Raw genomic sequence first — 23,436 nt, forward strand, 5'->3', positions numbered from 1 at the left:
AGTCATTAATCAAGAATTTAGTATTGCAATCAAGAAGTTACTTTTTCATTTTAGCAATAGTTTTACTCAAAGTACTTGACTTTGAGTGAACTCTAAGTGTTAGACTGAATCTTAAGGAAGTAAAGTACAACAATTAAAGAAGAAGTTAAGCATTTAAAATTGCATTCTTATTTATTTTCATGTGCCTTATAAAACTTCCTATGAGTAAAAATTTACAGAATTAGCATAAGTAAATAAGTGAATGAAGAATAATTATTTTTAGAATATAGAAAATAATATAAAAGAAATATCTAAGATATTTGTCTGCATTCATGAAATTATTTAAAAAATGCAAAAATCAAGGAGGAACACAAAGATGGAAAAGAAGAAATTGGGATTTGGCTTCATGCGTTTACCATTAAAAGATCAAGAAAATCAAGAGAGCATTGATTTTGAAACACTAAATAAAATGGTAGATACCTTTTTAGAAAGAGGCTTTACTTATTTTGATACAGCTTATATGTATCATGCATTTAAAAGTGAGATAGCTTTAAGAGAAGCTTTAGTAAAACGTCATAAAAGAGACAGCTTCACCGTAGCATCAAAGCTTCCAACTATGTTCTTGAAAAAAGAAGGAGATCAAGAAAGAATTTTTGACGAGCAGTTAGAAAAGTGCGGAGTTGATTATTTTGATTATTATCTTCTTCATAACTTAGGTTTGGCAAATTATAAAACAGCTCAAAAATTTGATAGTTTTGCATTTGTTCAAAAGAAGAAAGAAGAAGGAAAAGTGAAAAATATGGGATTCTCCTTTCATGATAATGCAAATTTACTAGATGAAATATTAACTGCACATCCAGAAGTAGATTTTGTTCAATTACAAATTAACTATATCGATTGGGATAATGAAAGTATACAATCTAGAAAATGTTATGAAGTCGCAAGAAAGCATAATAAACAAGTTGTTGTTATGGAACCAATTAAAGGAGGAACTCTTGCAAAGGTACCAGAGGAAGCAGAAAAGTTATTCAAGGAATATCATGCAGACATGTCCGTACCATCATGGGCAATAAGATTTGTAGCAAGCCATGAAGGAATAATGATGGTACTAAGTGGAATGTCAAATATGGAGCAACTTCTTGATAATACAGATTACATGAAAGATTTTGTACCTTTAAATGATGAAGAAAAAGAGATTATAAAAAAGGCTACAGATATTATTAACAGCAGTATTGCAGTTCCATGTACTGCATGTCAGTATTGTGTAGATGGATGTCCAAAGAATATTCCAATACCAAAATACTTCTCTCTATATAATAATAAAAAACAATTTGGTCCTGGAATTTCGCAAGTTTACTATAATAATTTAACTCTAGAGCATGGAAAAGCTTCTGATTGTATAGGATGTAAGCAATGTGAAAGACATTGCCCACAACATATTGAGATTACAAAATCTTTAAAGGATGTAGCTGAGGGATTTGAAGCATAATATTTTATGCATTTTACAGACGTATAAGTATTAAAAAATTAATAAAATAATGGGATTATGTTTCTGATAAAACTAAAAAGAGAAAAACTTAAACATAATCCCATTTAACAATAATTATTGTAAGTTTTCTTTGGGTAATTATTTAATATGCAATAGTAATAAAAATGCTAATAAAATTTAAGTTTAACTAACTCAAGACTAAAGTCATTAAGCAAGACTTTGCTATTGCAATCAAGAAGTTACATTTTCATTTTACAACGCAAGATTTAAAAAATACTTGACTTTGAGTTGACTTTAAGTGATAGAATGAATTTGAAAATATAACATAATAAAAATAATAAATGAGATTTAGTGAAAGAGTTGGAATAACCAAAATGATTTTACCACTCATTAACAATGTCTTGTTTGTTTAATTATATTAATTTATTTTGGAGGGGTTTGTATGTTATACAGAACATTGGGTAAAACAAATGAAAAGGTTTCAGCTCTAGGCTTTGGATGTATGAGATTACCTATTATTGATGGTGATACTACCAAAATTGATGAAGAGAAAGCCATAAAAATGATTCGTCATGCTATTGACGAAGGAGTTAACTATGTAGATACTGCATATCCATATCATGGTACAGGTATGGGTAATGGAGGACAAAGTGAACCATTTGTAGGAAAAGCGCTAAAGGATGGATATAGAGAAAAAGTTAACCTAGCAACAAAGCTTCCTAGTTGGTTAATTAAGACTAGAGAAGATATGGACAAATATCTAAATGAACAATTAGAACGTCTCCAAACAGATAAAATAGATTTTTATTTAGTGCATGCATTAAATGCAGGTGTTTGGGAAAACTTGAAAAAGTTAGGAATAGATGAGTTTTTAGATTCAGCAATTAAAGATGGAAGAATAAGATATGCAGGCTTTTCTTTCCATGATAAATTAGATGTATTTAAAGATATAGTGGATTATTATGATTGGTCATTCTGCCAAATTCAATATAATTATCTCGATGAAGAATTTCAAGCTGGAACAGAGGGATTACAATATGCTGCAGATAAAGGGTTAGGAGTTGTTATCATGGAGCCTCTTAGAGGAGGCAAAATAGTAAGAAATCTACCAGAAGTAGTTGTGAATACTTTTGAAAAAGCAGAAATTAAGAGATCTCCAGCAGAATGGGCATTAAGATGGGTATGGAACCACCCAGAAGTATCTGTAGTTTTAAGTGGTATGAATGTTATGGATAACGTAACAGAAAATTTAAGAGTTGCAGGTGAAGCATTGCCTAATTCATTAACTGAAAAAGAGTTAGAAATAATGGATAATGTTAAGAATGCATTTAAAGAAAGAATAAAAGTTAATTGTACAGCTTGTGAATACTGCATGCCTTGTCCTGCTGGTGTAAATATCCCTAAGAATTTTTCGTGTTATAATGAATATAATATATTTGTAACTCCAGCTACAGAAAAAGAATTGAAAGCTAGATATAGCGGATTTGGTGGATTAGCTGAGGGAGAAAGAGCTGATAAGTGTGTAGAGTGTGGTAAATGTGAAAGTCATTGTCCACAAGCAATTAAGATTCGTCAAGAACTTAAAAATGTTAAAGCATTATTTGCATAAACAGTATATAAAAGATATTTAAAAACACCAATTAATAAAATCATATATATTTTAGGGGATAGGCTTAAGAAATATAGTTGAAGAATTTTAAGCAGCGGATCAAAGCCCTGAAAATATATATGATTTTTAGTATAATAATACTTAATTAGAGAATATTTTATTTGCATAGAAAAATAGAATAAATTTTTGATAATGTAAATGTTCATAATATAAATTAATAGGATAGAAATGAACCAAATAAGCTTAAACAACGATAAGGAGTGATAAACATGAAGATTTTATATTACGATTGTTTTTGTGGCATAAGTGGTGATATGAATTTAGCGGCATTAATAGATTTAGGTGTACCTAAGGAATATTTAGTTAAGGAACTTTCAAAACTTAATTTAAATTCTGAATATGAAATAAGAGTAGAAAAAGCTGTAAAACTTGGAATAACAGGAACTAGAGTGGATGTCATATTAGAAGATGAACTTAAAGATGAAGCACATGTTTCAGAGCAAGCTTTACATGAACATTCGCATGAGCATTATCATCACAATGAAGATGACCACCATCATGATGATAGCAATCATGCTCACGAACATGATCATAGTCATGGACATACGCATAATCATGAGGAGCATGCTCATAATCACGAGCATCACCATAGAAACTTAAAGGACATAGAAGGAATAATAAATTCAAGTAATTTAAGTAATAGAGTTAAGGAACTTAGTTTAGAAATGTTTATGAAGGTTGCAGAGGCAGAAGCTAAAGTTCACGGAAAAGCTTTATATGAAGTGCATTTTCATGAAGTAGGAGCTATTGACTCAATTGTAGATATGGTGGGTGCAGCTATTTGTTTAGATTATTTAAATGTTGATAAAATTATTGCATCTCCAGTTCAAGTTGGAGGTGGTTTCGTTAAATGTGCTCATGGTCTTATGCCAGTGCCAGCCCCTGCAACAACAGAAATATTGAAAAATATTCCTATAAATACTGGAATAGTGCAATTTGAAACAACTACTCCTACTGGGGCAGCAATACTTTCAGCAAATGCCCAGGAATTTACTCCAAAAGTTGATTTCTCAATTACAAAGATTGCCTATGGAATAGGACATAGAGATTTAGAAATTCCAAATGTTTTAAGAGTATATCTAGGAGATGCGGAAAGTCTTGAGAAAGTAGAAAAGCAATATATCTTGGAAACTAACATAGATGATATGAATCCAGAGATTTATGGATACATAGAAGAAAAGCTTTTTGAAGCAGGAGCCTTAGATGTATTTAAAACATCTATATCTATGAAAAAGGGAAGACCAGGAGTAAAATTAAGCGTATTAGTTGATGAACAGAGTGAAAAAGCTGTGTTAGACATTATTTTTGAAGAAACAACTTCAATAGGTATAAGAAAATATCAGGTTGAAAAGATAATGCTAGAGCGAGAATTTTCAAAAGTAAAAACTGAGTATGGAGATATTACAATTAAAAAGTCTTATTATAAAGGAAAATTAGTGAAGTATAAACCGGAATATGAGGAATGCAAGAATATAGCTAAAGAAAAAAATGTATCTATTGATAAGGTATATAAAGCAGTATATCAAGTGAAACTTGATTCAGACGAGGTTTGATACTCATCTGAATTTTAGTTGAACTTATACCCTCAAGGGGCACAATGTCCAGGAGCATTCAGCTGTTAGCAGATACTTAAAGAAGTTTAAGGGTTACGGATTAGCTTATCGGATAAACAAGATTTAAATTAAATTTATGGGCGAGAGGTGTAAAATAAATGATAAACAATGAAAAGTATAGCGAATTAAAAAAGTATTTACAAAGTCTGGGAAAAGTGGTTTTAGCATTTTCAGGAGGAGTAGATAGTACTTTCTTACTTAAAGCAGCTAAAGAAGCACTTGGAGATAAAGTAAAAGCGGTAACAATTCTTTCTCCGTATATTCCAAAGTGGGAAATAGCAGAAGCAGAGGAATTAGTTAAGGAACTTGGAGTACAGCATGAGATTATAAAGGCTCCAATTATTGATTCGATTAGGTTTAATCCAGAAGATAGATGTTATCTTTGTAAGACAGCAGTATTTAATATGATATTAGATGTAGCTAAAAAGCAAGGTTATGACTGTGTAATTGATGGAACAAATTTTGACGATATAAGTGATTATAGACCAGGACTTAAAGCTTTAAAGGAATTAGACGTGAAAAGTCCTCTTTTAGAATGTAAATTAACAAAAGCAGAAATAAGAGCTTTTTCAAAAGAACTAGGACTTAATACTTGGGACAAGCCACCATATGCATGTCTTTTAACAAGGATACCTTATGGAAATGAATTAAGAGAAGAAGATTTTGAGAAAATTGAAAATGCAGAAAAATATATGATGAGCATAGGTTTTAGAGCTATTAGAGTCAGATGTCACGGGGATTTAGCAAGAATTGAAGTGGCTAGATCTGATAGAAGTAAATTATTTGATGAAGAGCTTTTAGATAATATTGCAAAGAATATAAAAGAGTGCGGATTTAAATATGTCTCTTTAGATCTTCAAGGCTATAGAGTAGGAAGTTTTAACGAAACCATAAATAAAATTTCTAATAATTAAAGATAGTATGTTGATTAAAGGCAGTAATAAACTATTAAAATGTAATAGAAAATTAAGGAGGAAAGAGGCTTAATGGATAAAGAAGAAATCAGAGATCTATTAGAAGGTGTTAAAAATAATAAAGTCAACATAGACAAAGCTCTTGAGCAGTTAGAAGATTTACCTTTTAAAGATTTGGGATTTGCTAAAATAGATAATCATAGAGAAATAAGAGTTGGCTATCCAGAAGTTATATATTGTGCAGGAAAAACTGTGGAACAAGTTAAAGAAATTGTTAAATTCATGCTTACAAAAAATAATAACATATTAGGTACAAGGGCTACTGAGGAAATGTTTTATGCAGTAAAGGAAATATGTGAGGATGCAGAATATAATAAGCTTGGACGAACAATAACAATAAATAAAAAGAAACAGCCTCTTACAGAAAGTTATATAGCTATAGTTGCAGCTGGAACTTCTGATTTACCAGTAGTAGAAGAAGCATATGAAACTGCTAAAATATTTGGAAATAAAGCAATTAAAATAACAGATGTAGGTGTTGCAGGTATACACAGGCTCTTTTCAAGATTAGATGTTATCAGAGGGGCAAAAGTTGTTATAGTAATTGCCGGGATGGAAGGAGCTTTGGCAAGTGTTGTAGGTGGTCTTGTGGACAAACCTATAATAGCAGTTCCAACAAGTGTTGGTTATGGAGCAAATCTTGGTGGAATTTCAGCATTATTATCAATGTTAAATAGCTGTGCTAGTGGAGTAAGCGTAGTAAATATAGATAATGGATTTGGTGCAGCCTATAATGCTAGTATAATTAATAAATTATAGATCAAAGTTTTTATAGAAAAAATAATTGCAACATATATATAAATCAATAGACTGTAATAAGAATGAAAATAAAATCTTATTACAGTCTTTATTTTATGTATATTGAATTTTTTAGCGGTTTATATAATAAATTCTTTGATTAAGAAGTAATACTAATAGTGAATTTAAAGTATTGAGGGATTTTGCGGTAAATATATCTAAACCACCTGCAAAAGCAATAAAACCAAGAGTAATATTATATATGTTTGAGAAAAGTATAGTACGATTAATAGCTATATAGGATGCTTTGGATAGAAATATTAAATCAGCAAGTTTTGTCAAATTATCATCATATATTAGGCAGTCTGAGTGAAGTTTTATCATATCGTAGGAGCTGTTTGCAAAACTTACGCTAACGTCTGCAGCTTTCATAGCCAATGCATCATTAATTCCATCACCAATCATTATAACAGTATTTTCAGCACTTTCATTTTTAACTATATTAGCCTTTTCACAGTAATTCATATCGGCATATATTTGTGATATTCCAAGTTCAAGACCTACTTTTTGTGCTTTTGAATAGGAGTCTCCAGTTAGTATAGCGATATTATCTATTCCATCGTATCGTAGTCTGTTAATGAGCTCTCTAGAATCTTTTTTTATAATATCATCAAGAATGAGCATGCCTGTAAGAGTTGTGTTTATAGTTATAAAAATAGGGGTAAGAGATTTTTCTTGATATTCCATGTAATTTTTTATGCCTTGTGATATATCTATTTGATTATCCACCATTAGTTTCATATTACCAATTAGTATTTCTTTATTATCATAATTTGCTTTTATTCCTTCAGATGGTAAAAGTACAGAATTATTAAGCTTACTAATTTCAAAATCACTGCAAGCATCTTGTAATGTTATAGAGATTGGATGAAAATGCTCATATTCACATGCAGTGCATATCTTAAGAAGTTCTTCTTTAGAATATTTATTATCAAATGATATAATTGATATAATATTCATTTTTCCATAGGTTAAAGTTCCTGTTTTATCGAAGATAACTTTATCTATATTCAATATGTTTTGGAATACATTTGGATTTCTTAAATAAATATCATTCTTGTTTAGCAATGAGATGTAGTTCTTAATTCCAGAATTTAAAGCTACTGATGTGGCTTTAGGGCTTAATACTAAAAATACAGAGAATGCATTTAAAATATTATGGGTAAATATATAACTCAAACCAGCAGCCCATATTGCAAAATTAGTAATTTTGCCTTGAAATTTTTTAATTCTATTGTTAAGATAAAATTTTTCCGGTGAAATATCTTGTTTTTCTGTGAAGTTTGGTAATCTAAGAATTCTAATTGTTAGTTCACCAGAAATTATTGCAGTTCCCTCATGAATTTTAGCTCCTTTACTTATACGTGAAATTATAGGCTGACCTGAGTGATATAAAGTATTTATGACTGCATTTCCATCTTCAATAATACCTTCGACAGGTATGACTTCACCAGTATTACCATAAATAAAATCTCCAATTTTCAAGGTATCTATTGAAACTAAAATTTTATCTCCATTAAGAGATTTAATCCAAGCCATTTTATAATTAATATTACATGAATCTATTAGTGCTTTTCTACTTTCAACTTCGGCAGAAAATTTAATGTAGTCATTTAAGGCTTTCAGCATAAGAACTAAAATACCTTTAGAGCTTTCTCTCATAATAGTAAAAGATAAAGCAGTAAGCTCCAGTAAAATATCTTCATTTGTTGGCAGCGGTTTTGCAAATTTTTTATATAGCTTTTTAATTAATGGATATCCACTAACAATGGTCACTAAAGACGCAACCTTGAGTACAGTTAAATTTCTGCTTATTGGAAACTTACCATAAGTAGAGTTTTTTATTTTAAGAAAAATATAAAATAAGCTCCAAAATAAAAATTTTCTTTTTGATCTTTTTTTATTGTCTATTGCATGAAAATATTCTTGGAAATTATTTAATTTGGTATTATCTGTAGTAATGCTCGCAGAGAGAGCATTTTCTACATCTTCTTTAAGTATATGTAAGTTTGTTTTTTTAATATCATACATAATTAGAATTGAGCCAGTACGTTTGGTGATTTTAGTAGATTTCACCCCATATAGGCTCAATATGTATTTTTCTATGTGTTCTGAAAGCTCTGTATTATAATATATATTTAACGACTTAAATCGTACTCTTCCTGGTAAAGCACTTAAGCATTCCAAAATAAATCACCTCATCAATATTAGAATTAAATGAATATCATTTTTTTAATTCATTTAATCTGCTTTCAAGTAGAACTGCTTGTTCCTTTAGGTCTTTAAAACTATTAATTATATCATCATCTTTTATAGTATTTCTAGAAAAGCTATTATTATTTGAAGAATAATTCAATGTATTTTTTTTTATTGAACTATATAAGGAATTACCTAAAAAGCCTAAAGTAAATCCCAAAAGCAATTTCTTATTATTTAATATCATTTAAATACCTCCAGCTATTACATAATGCTTTTTCTAATTATGTCCGTTGAAATACAATTTATACAATAGAGTGTTATTAAAATTTTTTAAACATTGCATATTTCACTATAGCTTTGCCTACATGTTCAGTATTAGTATTTTCTGTTTCCCTAAAAAAGTAATTACTTATTCTCGAAGATGTAGTCATAAAAGCATTTAGTATTTCCTTTTCAAGTGACGGATCTTCCTTTATTGCTTTTAAGCTGAGTGTTATAATTTCGTTGACTCTTTTTTCTATAGATGATAAATCCATTTCAATTGTTTCTAAAGTTTTTTTGCTTTCCATAAATAGTAACTCCTTAATATTGTTTTTTTGTGTGCATTAATGTTTTATGTCTAATATAAAATAAATTTCCAAATGTATTTAGAAAATATAAGAGAATAGTTCCACTTAAATTTATATGTTTGATTAAAGCAAAAAAGATGCCCAATATATTTATGCTTATAGCAGCAGCTTGAGATCTTACTAAGTATTCTTGGCTGATTCTACAGTCTTGAATTATCCATGGAATCTTAGATAATTCGTGGCAAGTTATGTTAATATCTTTATTGGAAGATTTGAGGCCATGAAGTATACCTAATATAAGGCTTCTATCTATATCATTAATGTTTGAGAAAACGTTTTCTTGAGTAATTATTAAATTATTGTGCTTAGCATCTTCTTTAATATTATAAAGTCCAAGTGTTTTATTTGCATATAATATTAATCTCTTAGTTACATTGTCTTCAAGAATAGCTATATTATTAATTCCAATATATCTCAGTTTTTTTATTAAATTTCTAGCTTCTATGTTAATTGGATCAGTTACTTTTTTTGTATATATAAAACCTTCTATTTCAGGATGGTCCATTAATTTTGGATTTTTTAAGTAACAATCATTAAATACTATTTGGGGATGTATTAAAATATAATTGATGTTTCTAATACGCTCTATAGAATTAGCTTCTTTAATATGAATATCATTTAAAGCAGCATTTTCTAATATGTACTTAAGTGAAACATATGAATTAATATATAATATTGCAGGAATCCCAAAAATAAGAGAACAAAGAGTATAAATAGGTTCAGCCGTAAAAAGTAAAAAAGAAGCTGCAGATATTGATATGGCTAAAAGCCTGTGAGATAGAGATTTTGTACCTGAAAATAATTCCTTGGAAAAAATATTTAATTTATTTTCAGTATAAGTTATATTATTTAAATTATTTATTTTAATATGTGATGAAGATATGACATTGCATATCAAATCTTCATCAATACAATATGAATCATAAGTTAACAATATATTTCCGGTTTTTATATTAATATGAATTGAATCTATACTAGGAATTGATTTTAGAAGATTTTTTATATTTATAACTGCACTTGAATTTCCTTTAAGCCCCTCTATATATAAACGTATTCTTCCTGGAATTGACGATAACTTTTTTATATTCATATTTGGTTTTAACCTTCAGCATTAGTCATCATGGTTGATCTTCTTTTTTTATTTTCATATTGAGCTTCTGCAACTATATCCTCTAAGCCCTCACGTGCATGAGCAACCTTTTCTGAAGCGTAATCAGTCATGGAGAAAACTGCGCGCATAGTACCAACAGTAGCTTTTCTCATTGGAGAGGCAACCATGTTCATAAAAGAAAAATTATTTTTTCTGGTATTACTGAACATTTTAGTTGTTTCTTTTTCTTCAATCACAGAATCGATTTTTTCCATAAGTTCCTTTAGGTTATTGTTTATAACTGTAAAATTATTTTCCATTTGCTTAATATTATTTTCTTTTTGAGCATTTTCCTTTTCTATGCTATCCAATTTTTGAAGCAATGAATCGTATTTTCCTTTAAGTCCATTGATCTCTTGGTTTAATTCTTCTATTTCTTCCATATAAATTACCTCCAAAGTATTTATTTTTGTAAAATTTTAATAGTTATTGTACCCATATATAAAAAAAATATAATGGGGATTTAAAAAAATTTATATATGGTATAAATTTTGCAATATTTTTACATACTGACAATAAGAGGAGGGTATAACATGAAAATAAAAACTAATCAAAAGGCCTCAATATCATTAGTTATTATGTTTGCAGGTTTTCTCCTTACGCTATTTTCATCAGATAATATAATTATAATGATGATACTTAGAAGTGGATTTGAAGCAGGCCTAGTAGGTGGGATTGCAGATTGGTTTGCAGTAACAGCACTTTTTCGCTATCCTTTTGGTATCCAAATTCCTCATACTGCATTACTGCCAAAGAATCGTCAAAAAATAACTACAGCCTTGGTTTCAATCGTAGAGAACAATTTATTGAATAAGGCCAGCATTATTAATAAGGTTCAGGAGTTGAATGTTGTAAGAAGGGTTTTAAATATATGCAAAAATAATATGTATTCTAAAGAAGTAAAATCAAAGATTAACTACATTATAAAAAGCACCATAGATTATATTTCTATAGATAAACTTTCATTATACTTACTCGATTTAATAGGAGGTTATCTAAATAAGTTAGATTCTAGAAAACTTCTGGAGACAGGAGTTAAAATATTTTTACAGAATAATTATGAAGAAAAAATTCTAGAGGCTTTGATTAAAAAATGCACGGAATTAGTACAGAAAGAGGAAATAAAAAAGGAAGCAGGGGATATAGTATTTAGTACTGTAAAAAAATTAGGATCAAGCAAGATAAAACAATACATGCTAAATACAGTAATAGATATTGTAGGAAAGGATAAAATAGGTAGCATAGTTCAAAATTTAATTATTTCTGCGCTTAATGACTTAAAGAAGTCAGATAGTTTAAACAGAAAAATGATTCTTGAATTAATGGAGAACAATATAAAAAGTATTAGAAGCGATGAAATAATTATACAAAAGATAGATGAGTTTAAAAGCAGCGTGCCTGATAATGTTCAGTTAAAAGATTTTATAGTGGAAAGCTTAAATGGATTAAAAAGTAGAATTTTAATATATATTAATGATGATAATTATATAGAAAAAATAATGCTGCCATCAATAGATAAGGTAATAGAAAAAGCTTTATCAAATGTTGAATTAATAGATAAATTAGAGGAGTATATACAGGGTCAGGCATCAGAATATATTAATAATAATCACGAGAAAATAGGAAAGCTTGTAAAAGAGAACATTGAAAAGATAGACACTAAGACATTAATAGAATTAATAGAATATAAGGTTGGAGATGACTTGCAGTGGATAAGAGTAAATGGAGCTATTTGTGGATTTTTTATTGGTTTGATATTAGGAATAATCAGAGTAGTATTTAGGTAACAAGTTTAAGTATGCCTTTACCATATAGTTCTATAAAGATTTTTTTAAAGCTAGTATTCTGAATTAATTAAAAAGAATATTGATTGAAGCAGATCATTTCGGAGATCATATTTTAGATTTAGTAAAAAACCTCTTATTTGTTCAGATATAATACCACTATGTTTTTGTTTTTGATTTTTTAAACTTATGCTGCCAAGAATTTTTTTTGGAAAATTAGAACCATTAAAAGCATAGTTAATTATTTTGTCATGGCAGCATACTGCAAACATCTTTGATAAAGATTTATCTAAAACCCACTCGCAAAAGCTCAATACATTTTCTGTCTTTCTAAATTCGTTAATATTATTTTTAACGCAATGAATATATTTTGCCTTTTCATTGTGTTTATTAAAATATATAGCACATTTATAAAAACTACAATTTATTATTTTACTTATTTTATATATCACAGTTTCAATAAAAGCTTTTATCTCATGCTCAGAAAGATTAAGACATTTAATAACATCATTAAAATTTTTTACATAACCCCTTATATATGACTCATAAATCAAATAAATAGATTTTAGACGTATTTCAAAAAATGTATCAAGTTCTTGCTCTAATACTTCTATACATTTTTCTTCGACTAAATGCATATGCATACCCATAACATATTCTTCTTTAGCTACCATAGCCAACACCTGCCTCTATTTAATTTTGATTACAAATAAGATAATAAACGACCAATGTAAAATTTATTTAAATTTAAAGTTAATTTAATATTAAGTTCCTCATGTAAATATTGGTATTTATAAGAATACAAAGATTTTCATGAATAAATATTTTTTTGCTGGAAATAATTTATTTATCTTTCAACAAATGATGAACATATAATTAACATGAAATAAAAATAAACTAATAGGAGGAAAAGATGTCTTTAGCTTATAAAATAATTAATAATGAAATACTATATAAAAGAGTAAGGGTGTATATAGAATATATTTATAGAAATGCAGAAAAAGCTTTGGATATAGAAAGATTAGCTAATAATATAATTGGAGTTAAGTATTGCAAGGCAAATGCATTTACAGGAAGCTTATTAATTGTTTATGACGATAAACTAATAAATGAGCAATTTGTAAAAAACCAAATATATAAGTTAATTTGTACAAAAATAAAAAACAATGAACCTATAGATATAGAAGCAGCATCTTTAAAACATAGAAAAGCTATAAATTTTGAAAATGTAGAAAAAAACCTAAAAAAACATGAAGCAAAAGGAACTCCTAACAAAGTTTCAAGATCACCAAGCAGTAATGATTATCACGCAATCAAATTATCTGATATTGAAAAAGAGCTTGGCACTAATTTTGCAAATGGTCTTTTAAAAGCCCAAGTAGATAGTAAAATAAGAGAAATAGGATTAAATGTTATATCAGAAGCAAAAAAGAAATCACTAATTAGGAGAGTTTTTGAAAACATTAATGAATTCTCTACTAAATTACTAGTTGGTGTAGGGACATTATCATTTATATTAGGTCAGATTGCAGATGCAGTAGCTATTTTGGGACTTACAGCTATTGAGACTATACTAAGCACATTACAGCAGCATAAAGCGGAAAAATCTTTATATTCTCTTAAAGAAATGATGGTGCGCAATGCAACAGTAATACGTAATGGAAAAAGGTATATTATAGATGCAAAGTATGTTGTTCCAGGAGATGTAATTATTATTGAAGCAGGAGAAAAAGTACCAGCAGATGCTAGAATAATAGAATGTTATGACTTGAAAGTTTCAGAAGCAGTTCTTACAGGTGAGAGTGCAGCAGTTTGTAAAAGCAGCGATATATGTAATAAGGATGAAGAATTGGCTAATAGATACAATATGATTTACATGGGTACTAATATACTATCTGGCCGAGGCAAAGCTGTTGTCGTTGCTACAGGATTAAATACTGAAATAGGAAAAATTGCATTTATGCTTCAGAATATAAAAAATGAATCTGCTCCTATTGAGAAGAAAATAAAGAAATTTACTAACAAAATTACTAAATTAGCGTTTGTAATTTGTATGGGGGTAAGCGCTTTTGGAGCGTTTAGAGGATTATCGTTAGTACAAGTATTTATCTTTGGAGTAAGTTTTGCTATAGGAGCAATACCTGAAAGTTTGCCAGCAGTAGTAACAGCGGCTATGTCTGTTTCGGTTCAAAAGATGGCATCAAAGAATGCGATTGTAAGAAAATTACAGGCGGTTGAGAGCTTGGGAGCTGTAGATGTAATATGTTGTGATAAAACAGGAACTCTTACTATGAATGAAATGACTGTTAAAGAAATTCATGTTGATAATAATACATATGAGGTCATAGGTTCAGGATATAAGCCTAAAGGAGAGATAATACTTAAGTCTGGAGAAATAGATAAAAAAGAATCTTTAGATAAAATAATGACTGCAGGTATACTCTGCAATAATTCTAACATATCTAACTGTGATGGAAAGTGGCAGGTTCATGGTGACCCGACAGAAGGTGCTTTATTAATAGCCGCATCCAAAAATAATATGGCATTAGATGAGATAGTTAATAAATATAAAAGAGTAGAAGAAATTCCATTTGATAGTTCAACTAGGTATATGACGGTTTTAGTTGAAGAAAAAGAAGAAAGAGAAGCTTATTGTAAAGGTTCAGTAAGTAAAATATTAGATAAATGTACAAGAATTTATGAGAATGGCAGTGAAAGATTGATTACCAGCAATGATAAGGAAAATTTACAGCAGATTGCAGATGAAATGGGATCAAAATCACTGAGAGTCTTAGCGTTTGCTTATAAGAAAATATTAAAAGACAGTAAAAACATAGATAATAATTTTGTATTTTTGGGATTAGTTGGTATGGAAGATCCGCCAAGGGAAGAAGTAAAAGAGTGTATAAGAAAGTGTGAAGGAGCAGGTATAAAGGTAGTAATGATAACAGGCGATAATAAAAATACAGCCGCAGCTATAGGGAGAAAAATAGGACTTTTAACAGATGGGATAGTGTTGTCAGGAACTGAATTAAATGATATGAGTGATGATGAATTAGCATCTATAATTAATAAAATACAAGTTTTTGCAAGAACGTCGCCTGAGCAGAAATATAAAATAGTAAAAGCTTTTAAGAAAGCAGGAAAAGTAGTTGCAATGACAGGTGATGGTGTGAATGACGCACCAGCTATTAAAGAAGCAGATATAGGAATAGCTATGGGGAAAAACGGAAGTGATGTTGCTAGAGATACAGCAGACATAATTCTTACTGACGATAATTTTTCAACGATAGTAGCAGCTATTGAAGAAGGCAGAACAGTAAATATGAATATAAGAAATTCAATGAGATATTTATTTACAGGATGTTTAGGGGAAATAATAGCTATATTATCTGCATCAGTGCTTGGTGGTATACCACTACTTTTATCCTTACAAATATTATGGATAGATGTTGTATCTGAATCTATATTGGGAGCAGCATTGACATTTGAAAAGCCAGCTAAGTATATAATGGAAAATCCTCCAATATCAAACGACTATGAAATTATTGATAGAAAATCTAAGAGAAATATATTAAAGGCAGGAGCTATAGTTGGTTTAGCAACATTTGGAGTATTTAAAGGGGCGTTATTGTTTGGAGCCAGTTTGCAAAAGGCGAGGACATTAGCTTTTACTAATTTGGTCATTTCACAGATATTTGTTGTATACGATTGCAGAAATGATAAAAATAGGAAAAATAAATATATGAATATTTCAACTATTGCATGTTTAATAATGCTTGGGGGAATATTATATATTCCTATTATGAGTTCATTTTTTTCGACAGTACCATTAAATATAAAAGATATATTAATTATTTCAGGAACTACGACATTATCAAAGATTTAAAGGATAAGGCACAATAAATATATAGGTTTTAAATGATTTAACAGTAAAGTCTATTTAAAATCTATATATTTTTTATTTATACGAACATTTAAGTAATGTAAATATTCACTTAAAATTCAATTAAATCTTAGTTAAAGCATAGATTTTAAGTTATAAAATAGTATATATTTTGATTAAATAGTACAAAAAAATAACTAATATCTGAAGCTACTTATTTTAGAGCTTTACATGTCGCTAAGGGAGAGGATATGACTATGATAAAAAAAATGAATTTTGGAACCAAAATAAACATCATTATAGTGGTAGTAATATTTATGTGTTACATAGGGGTATTCTCAAGTATACTAATACAAATAAAATCAAAAAGCATAAATGATAGTGAAACATTAGCAAAAGAAATAACGTCGTCATATGCAACGCAGATTACATCTAATTTTGAAGGATTAGAAGTTATAGGAAAAGATCTGAGAAATTCTTTAATCAAGCAAATAGATCTTAACTTACAAAACAGAGATTTAGTTATTGAAATGCAGAAGGGAATATTAAATGAACATCCTGAAGTATTTGGAGTGACTGTTGCCTTTGAAGCAAATGCATTTGATGGAAAAGATGAAGAGTACAAAGGCAGAAAAGAATTTGCAGAGAATGGAATGTTTATACCATATGCAAGCAGAGCTGGTAATCAAGTAGTAGTTTTACCAGCTTATGATGATCAAACAGATATGACCTGGTATAATAAACCAAAAGAATTAAAAGGAACTTATATTACAGAACCGACAGTCTATAATGTAAATGGACAAGATGTATCAATGGTATCTTTAGCAATGCCGATATTAGATGATACAGGAAAATTTTTAGGTGTAATATCACTGGATTATAAACTTGATACATTAGAGGAATTGGTGTCAGAGAAAAAGACACTTGGTGGAACTGTTGAATTAATATCGAACAAGGGGATTTACATAGCTAGTGGGGAAGATCCAAGCTTGAAAATGCAGGATGCTAAAGAAAGTGGTGATGATTTAGGTAAAATTATAAGTGAAACTTCACAAGGAAAAGAGTCTTATACTTATGGAAAGTCAGTAAAAGATAATAAAGAGGTTCTAATGGTATCATATCCTGTTAATTTAGAAAATACCAAAACAAATTGGATTTTATGCAGTGAGATTCCTAATGAAAAGATACTAGAAAGTTACAATAAGATATTTAATGTTATCTTAGCAGCGGCATTAATATCACTGATAATTGTAATATTAGTAATAGGTCTTGTAATTAAGAAAATGACAAGGGGCATAAAATATGCAGAGAAGCAGATGAGACTATTAGCTAGTGGAGATCTTACAATAGAAATTGATAATAAGTATCTTGAGAGAGAAGATGAAATAGGTAAGATGTTCAAATCCGTTAGTGAAATGCAGAAATCTTATAAAAATATAATAACTGAAATAAATAATGAATGTAATATAGTTTTGAGTTCAGTTAATGTGACTAAAGAAAAGATTGATGATTTAAATATAATGATTTCTGATGTATCTGCCACTACAGAACAATTATCTGCAAGCATGGAAGAAACAGCAGCTTCAACTGAAGAAGTAAATGCATCATCAACAAACATGGAAACTGTAATAAATACAATGGAAGCCAATATAATGGCTGGTGAAATGGCAGCAAAAGAAATTAAAGAAAGAGCAATAAATTTAAAATCAGATGCAATTAAATCTAAAGAGGTATCAAATGGTGTAGCATTAAAAATGCAAGATGGTTTAAAAACAGCAGTGGATAAAGCTCAAGCTGTAGATAAAATAAATGAATTAACAGGTAAAATACTAGAAATAACGGAAGAAACTAATCTGCTTGCACTTAATGCAGCAATAGAATCAGCAAGAGCGGGAGAAGCTGGCAGAGGATTTGCTGTTGTAGCAGATGAAATAAGAAAGCTTGCAGAAACTTCAAAAGAAACAGCAATAGAAATTCAAAAAATAAACAAAGAAGTAGTTGGGGCTGTAGATGATTTGAAGGAAACATCAAATGAGGTAATTAACTTTATTGGAACTCAAGTAATTGAAGATTATGATAAATTGGTTGATACAGGAGAGCAATATAGAAATGATGCTGTAGTATTTAATGAGTTGGTTAATAGTATTGGGGAGATATCCAAGGAACTAATTAGTGGGACAGGAAATATTATTACAGCAATAAATGAAGTTTCACAGGCAACAAATGAAGGCGCAGCAGGAACAACTACAATTGCAGCAAAGTCAAATGATGTAGTCTATTTAACAGAAGGGGTAATAGAACAAACAGCTAAAACCAAGGAATGTACAGACAAGCTTTTAGAAGTTGTATCAATATTTAAGATATAAGAATGTAAATCACTATAACATATAATTTGCGTACCTCAAATTATATGAATTATATAGATATATATTATTAAGATATGAACGAATATGACTTCAGAACAAATTAGCATTGCAATGTATTATAAATGTTAATTTTGATACATGGAATGTTAATTTATATAGAAAGAAATATATTTATAAAACAAAATCCATATAAATTTATTAAGCTTAGATTCAAAGAATGCAGCATTTAAGATTTAATTTTATATAATGTTTAGATATATACTAAACTAAAGGGAGCATTGGACGCTATGAATAATCTTAATTGGAAGATGATTTATACTATATTTGTTTTTGTAGCTCTAGCAGCTTTTGATAATGTAATTATAGGATTATTTCCAACATTATTCTCCTCGATTGCAAGTGATTTAAATATAAGCTTATTTGAACTTGGAATTGTTTCGGCTATTAATATTTTAGTAACGTCAATATCATCAGTTTATTGGGGATATCTTGCAGGCAGGCTTAATAGGAGAAAGCTTATTATTATAGGAACTATTATTTGGTCATTATCGGTGCTTTTAACTTCCTATAGCAGTAATTATATTGAATTATTGATTTTTCAAGTCTTAACTGGAATAGGCTTAGGATGTATAGCATCAATTGGATTTAGTACTTTGAGCGATTATATTCCATACAAATTTCGTGGAATGATTTTAAGCTTTTGGGGAATGTCCCAAGGTTTTGGAGGAATTTTAGGAGCGCTGATAGCATCATTAATTGGCACATCTTCAGGTTGGAGAAAGCCCTTTGAAATAGTAAGCATAGTAGGCTTTTTATTAATTAGCTTATATCTGTTTATAAGAGAACCAAGGCTAGGAGAATCAGAACCTGAATTAGAAAGGTTAGTTAAACAAGGGGGAAGTTATATTTATAAAATAGAAATTAATCAGCTCAAAGAAATAATTTTAAAGAATAGCAATATATTTTTATTTTTACAAGGATTTTTCTTAAATATTTCTACAGGAAGCTTAATATGGCTTCCTACATTGTATATTTCCAAAGTTCAACAACAAGGGTACAGTAATAAGACAGCAATTATTGTTGCTGGATATCTTTATGCTTTATTTCAATTAGGTGGACTAACAACAGGATTTTTTGGTTATCTAGGGGATAAGTTTCAAAGGAAAACTTACAAGGGAAGAGCAATACTAACTTCATTTTTTTTGTGTATATCAATGCCGCTTTATTCTGCAATGTTTGCAATTCCAATGAAAAACTTAGAAATATACGATGAGAGTACCTTAGCAATTTTATTAAGCTTACTGAAACAAATAGTTATGAATCCTTGGATGACTTTAATTTTTGTATTATCATTTCTTGCTTCAGCAGCCCAGTCTGCAAACACACCCAACTGGCTTGCATTAATAACAGATGTGAATCTTCCAGAACACAGGGGAACAGCTTTTAGTATAGCTAATGTTGCAAGCAGCTTAGGTAGAACTTTAGGCAATGTTGGGATTGGTTATTTACTTACAATTGTATCAAAATACGCAGGAGAACCTAGTAATTATGTAATTACTCTTATTATATTTCAAATCTTTTTTATTCCAGCAGCAATATTCTATATAAAAATGGCTGAAAGTAATGTTCAGGATATTGGAAAAGTTAAATTAATTCTTCGTAAGCGGGCAGATTTGATTGTGCCTTAGTCATTATAACTTATCATATTTAATAATCTGAATAATGAGAGGATTGATATTATGATTAAAAATATACTCATCATTTCATCTGATTTTACAGGTCATGGACATAAGAGTATAACAGAGTCTCTATGTGAAAACTTTAGAGAAAACAAGGAGATTAATGTGAATGTTGTAGATGGATTCTCACTTGGTGGAAGCACATTGCTAAAAATAGGCAAATCCTATGGACCTATAACCAGAACTTCTAAAAATTTATGGGAACTTATATGGGAATTGTCAATGATTAAAGTATCATTAGTTAATGAAGCTGTTGAATTATTAATAGAACATAATTTTATGGAGTTATTAAAGAAAATAAAACCAGATTTAATTTTATCTGTTCATCCAAATTTTAATGGATCCATTATTAATATATTAGAAAAAAATAATATTGAGATTCCATTTGTTACATTAATAGCAGACCTTGTAAGTATATATCCACTATGGGCAGATAAAAGAGCAGATTATATTATAAGTCCAACTTATGAAGCAAAAGAAAAGTGCATAGAATACGGTATTTCTGAGGGAAAAGTAAAAACTTTAGGGTTCCCAGTACGTTCTAGATTTCATAAAGTTATAAGATCTAATATGGAATATAATATGTATAATCCTTTAAAATGCCTAATAATGAGTGGGGGAGAAGGTGTAGGCAACATGAGAAAGATAGCTGAAATTCTCCTTAATAACTTCAATTGTATTGTAAAAATTGCTGTAGGCCGAAACAAAAAATTGAAGAATAGATTAGAACAAACCTTAGGAGAAAAGTATAAGGGGAGGGTTGAAATTTATGGATTTACGGAAAATGTACAAGATCTAATGATATCTTCAGATATTGCATTTACTAGAGGCAGTCCTAATGTCATGATGGAAGCTATTGCATGTAACGTACCTCTAGTAATAACAGGCGCACTTCCAGGTCAAGAAGAAGGAAATCCAGAATTTATCAAAAAGTATAATCTTGGAGTAGTATGTACAGGCAACAAAAGCATAAAGTATACTATAAGTGATTTACTTGCAAATAATGGACAAAGACTGAGTGAAATTAAAATATCTCAAAAAAGTTATTCTAATCCTAATGTTTCAAAAGATATTGTAGATTTTATTTTAAATATGTGATGAGCAGCTTAGTATTGATAAAATGTAAATTTAAAAAATAGAACTATAAAAACAAATCATAAAAGACTGTATATAGATTGAGTGAATCTATATACAGTCTTTTTATAAAATTAAAGATAATCATCAATTTATAATTTTAAAAATAGAATTATAATAATTCGTGGATAAAATTTACTTAAATTACAATTAGTTGATTTGAAATCAATAATAATGTATTATTAGATATAATAAATTTTGTAATTTTGACTGGAGAGATATATATGAAAAGATATGATGTTTTAAATAATTATAGTATTAAGTCAAAATTATTATTAATATATTTGTTTTGTGTGTTAATTCCTATGATAGTTACCAATTCAGTATTCTATTTAACGATTAAACAAAATGAAGTAAAAGAGCAGAAGACCAATATGGAATATGCCATAGACAGAGTTAAATATAATTTAGAGGCAGTGTTAGAAAATTGCGTACTAGTATCAAATCATTTACACAAGGATGTAGGATTAAATCAGTTTATTACCCAAAGATATGATAACCTTCTTCAATATTATGAAGAATATAATTTTTTGCTGCAAAACAATGTAATCAATTACTACTATAACTCACAGCATGTATATCAAGTTACAATATACACAGATAATGATACTATAAGCAATAGCAATAATTTTAGAAAATTAACGCCAGAAATTCGAGAGAGTGACTGGTACAAACAATTTTGTAATAACAATAAAAATATGACTATTTCAGTTTATTATGATAATGATAAAAAGATTATTCAAAATAGTAGTATGCCTAGAACCATCAGTATTATTAGAAAGTTAGATAACTTTAGTTCTAAAAATGAAAATATTTTAAAAATAGATGTAGATTATAATGTAATATACAATGATATTTTGAATGAGAAAATGGATGGCAATTTATATGTTTGCAATAAAGACTTTATTTTGTTTTCTAATAAAGTATCAAATGATGGATGGAAGGAATTTGATACAGTAGATTGTATTGAGAATAAAGCAGTTAAGTTAAATGATTCATTTAGCTTTAAAGCAGCAAATGAGAAGTGGAATATTATCATTACAGAAGATGAAATAAATCCTTTATCTAGAATTGCTGAACGGAAAGAAATATTGCTAGGATTAATAATATTTAATTTGTTACTACCAACTATTATTATTTTTTTAGTATCGTATTCTATTAGGCATAGAGTAACATTACTTAGTAAATATTTAGGTAAGGTAGAAAATGAGGAATTTTTCACAATACAATGTAGTTATGGCAATGATGAAATTGGAAACTTAATTCGAAGCTATAATTTAATGGTTTTAAGAATTAAGGAATTAATAGAAGTTGTATTTAAGAGAGATGCAGAAAAGCAAAAGCTTGAACTAGCTAAAAAGCAGTCGGAGCTAAAAGCTTTGCAAAGTCAAGTCAATCCTCATTTTATGTTTAATACCCTCGAGAGTATTCGTATGAGAAGCTTGATAAAGGGTGAAATAGAGACTGCAGATGTAATTGAAAATTTATCTACATTACTGAGAACTACAATAAATTGGGGGGAGGATTTTATTACAATTGAAGATGAAATGCTATTTGTAGAAAATTATCTTCAAATTCAAAAGTATCGTTTTGGTGATAAATTATCTTATAGCTTTTATATTATGGAAGAATGTAAAAAAATAAAAATACCAAAGTTATCTATTTTAGGATTTGTTGAAAATGCGTGTGTTCATGGAATTGAAGAAGTATCATATAAGGCAGGGATTAATGTTAACATAATCAAAGATGAGAGCAGTTTATTTATAGAAATATTAGACTCAGGATGTGGAATGAGTGCAGAGGAACTAAATTTGATTATGAATAAATTAAAAGATGCAGAAATGGACATGCTTAATAGAAGTAAGAGTATTGGTATTTTAAATACTTATATGCGTTTGAAGATGTATTGCAATAATAATATGAAATTTAAAATTGATAGCAAGTTAAAGAAAGGAACGGAAGTAAAATTACAGATTTACCTCGATGAACTAATGAAAAAACAATGTGATTAATGAGAAAATAATATT

17 protein-coding genes are annotated in these 23,436 nt (G+C 28.9%); 11 read left to right on the forward strand and 6 right to left on the reverse strand.

Annotation, left to right across the window (positions count from 1 at the left end):
- The first annotated feature begins 355 nt into the window (after positions 1–355).
- The 5 genes from CLOBL_RS09465 to larB all read left to right on the forward strand — a co-directional run bounded on the left by CLOBL_RS09465 (position 356) and on the right by larB (position 6,483).
- Positions 356–1,468 carry an aldo/keto reductase gene (locus tag CLOBL_RS09465; protein WP_077858793.1) on the forward strand — a complete coding sequence of 371 codons (1,113 nt, stop codon included), beginning with the start codon at positions 356–358 and terminating at the stop codon, positions 1,466–1,468.
- A gap of 442 nt (positions 1,469–1,910) precedes the next feature.
- Positions 1,911–3,077 (forward strand): aldo/keto reductase, encoded by a 1,167-nt coding sequence (locus CLOBL_RS09470; protein ID WP_077858794.1) that lies wholly within the window; start codon positions 1,911–1,913, stop codon positions 3,075–3,077.
- Positions 3,078–3,346: 269 nt separating this feature from the next.
- On the forward strand, positions 3,347–4,690 hold the full coding sequence (larC, locus tag CLOBL_RS09475) for a nickel pincer cofactor biosynthesis protein LarC (protein WP_077858795.1): 1,344 nt from the start codon (positions 3,347–3,349) through the stop codon (positions 4,688–4,690).
- 158 nt (positions 4,691–4,848) lie between these two features.
- Entirely contained in the window at positions 4,849–5,664 is an 816-nt protein-coding gene (larE, locus tag CLOBL_RS09480; RefSeq protein WP_077858796.1) for an ATP-dependent sacrificial sulfur transferase LarE, read from the forward strand.
- A 72-nt stretch (positions 5,665–5,736) separates the two neighbouring features.
- On the forward strand, positions 5,737–6,483 hold the full coding sequence (gene larB, locus CLOBL_RS09485; protein ID WP_077858797.1) for a nickel pincer cofactor biosynthesis protein LarB: 747 nt from the start codon (positions 5,737–5,739) through the stop codon (positions 6,481–6,483).
- 111 nt (positions 6,484–6,594) lie between these two features.
- Here larB and CLOBL_RS09490 read toward each other — a convergent pair whose 3' ends face one another.
- The 5 genes from CLOBL_RS09490 to CLOBL_RS09510 all read right to left on the reverse strand — a co-directional run bounded on the left by CLOBL_RS09490 (position 6,595) and on the right by CLOBL_RS09510 (position 10,883).
- On the reverse strand, positions 6,595–8,709 hold the full coding sequence (locus tag CLOBL_RS09490; RefSeq protein ID WP_077858798.1) for an HAD-IC family P-type ATPase: 2,115 nt from the start codon (positions 8,707–8,709) through the stop codon (positions 6,595–6,597).
- 37 nt (positions 8,710–8,746) lie between these two features.
- Entirely contained in the window at positions 8,747–8,965 is a 219-nt protein-coding gene (locus CLOBL_RS09495; RefSeq protein WP_077858799.1) for a hypothetical protein, read from the reverse strand.
- Positions 8,966–9,041: 76 nt separating this feature from the next.
- Complete coding sequence (locus CLOBL_RS09500; protein WP_077858800.1) at positions 9,042–9,290, reverse strand: hypothetical protein; 249 nt, start codon at positions 9,288–9,290, stop codon at positions 9,042–9,044.
- Positions 9,291–9,303: 13 nt separating this feature from the next.
- Positions 9,304–10,440 (reverse strand): HMA2 domain-containing protein, encoded by a 1,137-nt coding sequence (locus CLOBL_RS09505; protein WP_077858801.1) that lies wholly within the window; start codon positions 10,438–10,440, stop codon positions 9,304–9,306.
- Positions 10,441–10,448: 8 nt separating this feature from the next.
- Positions 10,449–10,883 carry a hypothetical protein gene (locus CLOBL_RS09510; protein WP_077858802.1) on the reverse strand — a complete coding sequence of 145 codons (435 nt, stop codon included), beginning with the start codon at positions 10,881–10,883 and terminating at the stop codon, positions 10,449–10,451.
- A gap of 150 nt (positions 10,884–11,033) precedes the next feature.
- Here CLOBL_RS09510 and CLOBL_RS09515 point away from each other — a divergent pair, with 150 nt between their 5' ends.
- Positions 11,034–12,287, forward strand: a complete 1,254-nt coding sequence (locus CLOBL_RS09515; protein ID WP_077858803.1) for a DUF445 domain-containing protein — start codon at positions 11,034–11,036, stop codon at positions 12,285–12,287.
- Between the two features lie 50 nt (positions 12,288–12,337).
- Here CLOBL_RS09515 and CLOBL_RS09520 read toward each other — a convergent pair whose 3' ends face one another.
- Positions 12,338–12,958, reverse strand: a complete 621-nt coding sequence (locus CLOBL_RS09520; RefSeq protein WP_143323854.1) for a hypothetical protein — start codon at positions 12,956–12,958, stop codon at positions 12,338–12,340.
- Between the two features lie 239 nt (positions 12,959–13,197).
- Between CLOBL_RS09520 and CLOBL_RS09525 the strand changes: the two genes are divergently transcribed.
- The 5 genes from CLOBL_RS09525 to CLOBL_RS09545 all read left to right on the forward strand — a co-directional run bounded on the left by CLOBL_RS09525 (position 13,198) and on the right by CLOBL_RS09545 (position 23,421).
- Positions 13,198–16,173 (forward strand): HAD-IC family P-type ATPase, encoded by a 2,976-nt coding sequence (locus tag CLOBL_RS09525; RefSeq protein ID WP_077858805.1) that lies wholly within the window; start codon positions 13,198–13,200, stop codon positions 16,171–16,173.
- A 254-nt stretch (positions 16,174–16,427) separates the two neighbouring features.
- Positions 16,428–18,536 (forward strand): methyl-accepting chemotaxis protein, encoded by a 2,109-nt coding sequence (locus tag CLOBL_RS09530; RefSeq protein WP_077858806.1) that lies wholly within the window; start codon positions 16,428–16,430, stop codon positions 18,534–18,536.
- A gap of 287 nt (positions 18,537–18,823) precedes the next feature.
- A complete protein-coding gene (locus CLOBL_RS09535) occupies positions 18,824–20,224 on the forward strand; it encodes an MFS transporter (RefSeq protein WP_179117715.1) in 1,401 nt (466 codons plus the stop codon).
- A 51-nt stretch (positions 20,225–20,275) separates the two neighbouring features.
- Positions 20,276–21,373 (forward strand): glycosyltransferase, encoded by a 1,098-nt coding sequence (locus tag CLOBL_RS09540; protein WP_077858807.1) that lies wholly within the window; start codon positions 20,276–20,278, stop codon positions 21,371–21,373.
- Between the two features lie 260 nt (positions 21,374–21,633).
- Entirely contained in the window at positions 21,634–23,421 is a 1,788-nt protein-coding gene (locus CLOBL_RS09545; RefSeq protein ID WP_077858808.1) for a sensor histidine kinase, read from the forward strand.
- The last annotated feature ends 15 nt before the right edge of the window (positions 23,422–23,436 follow it).

The organism is Clostridium sp. BL-8 (assembly GCF_002006495.1).
GTDB lineage: Bacteria > Bacillota > Clostridia > Clostridiales > Clostridiaceae > Clostridium.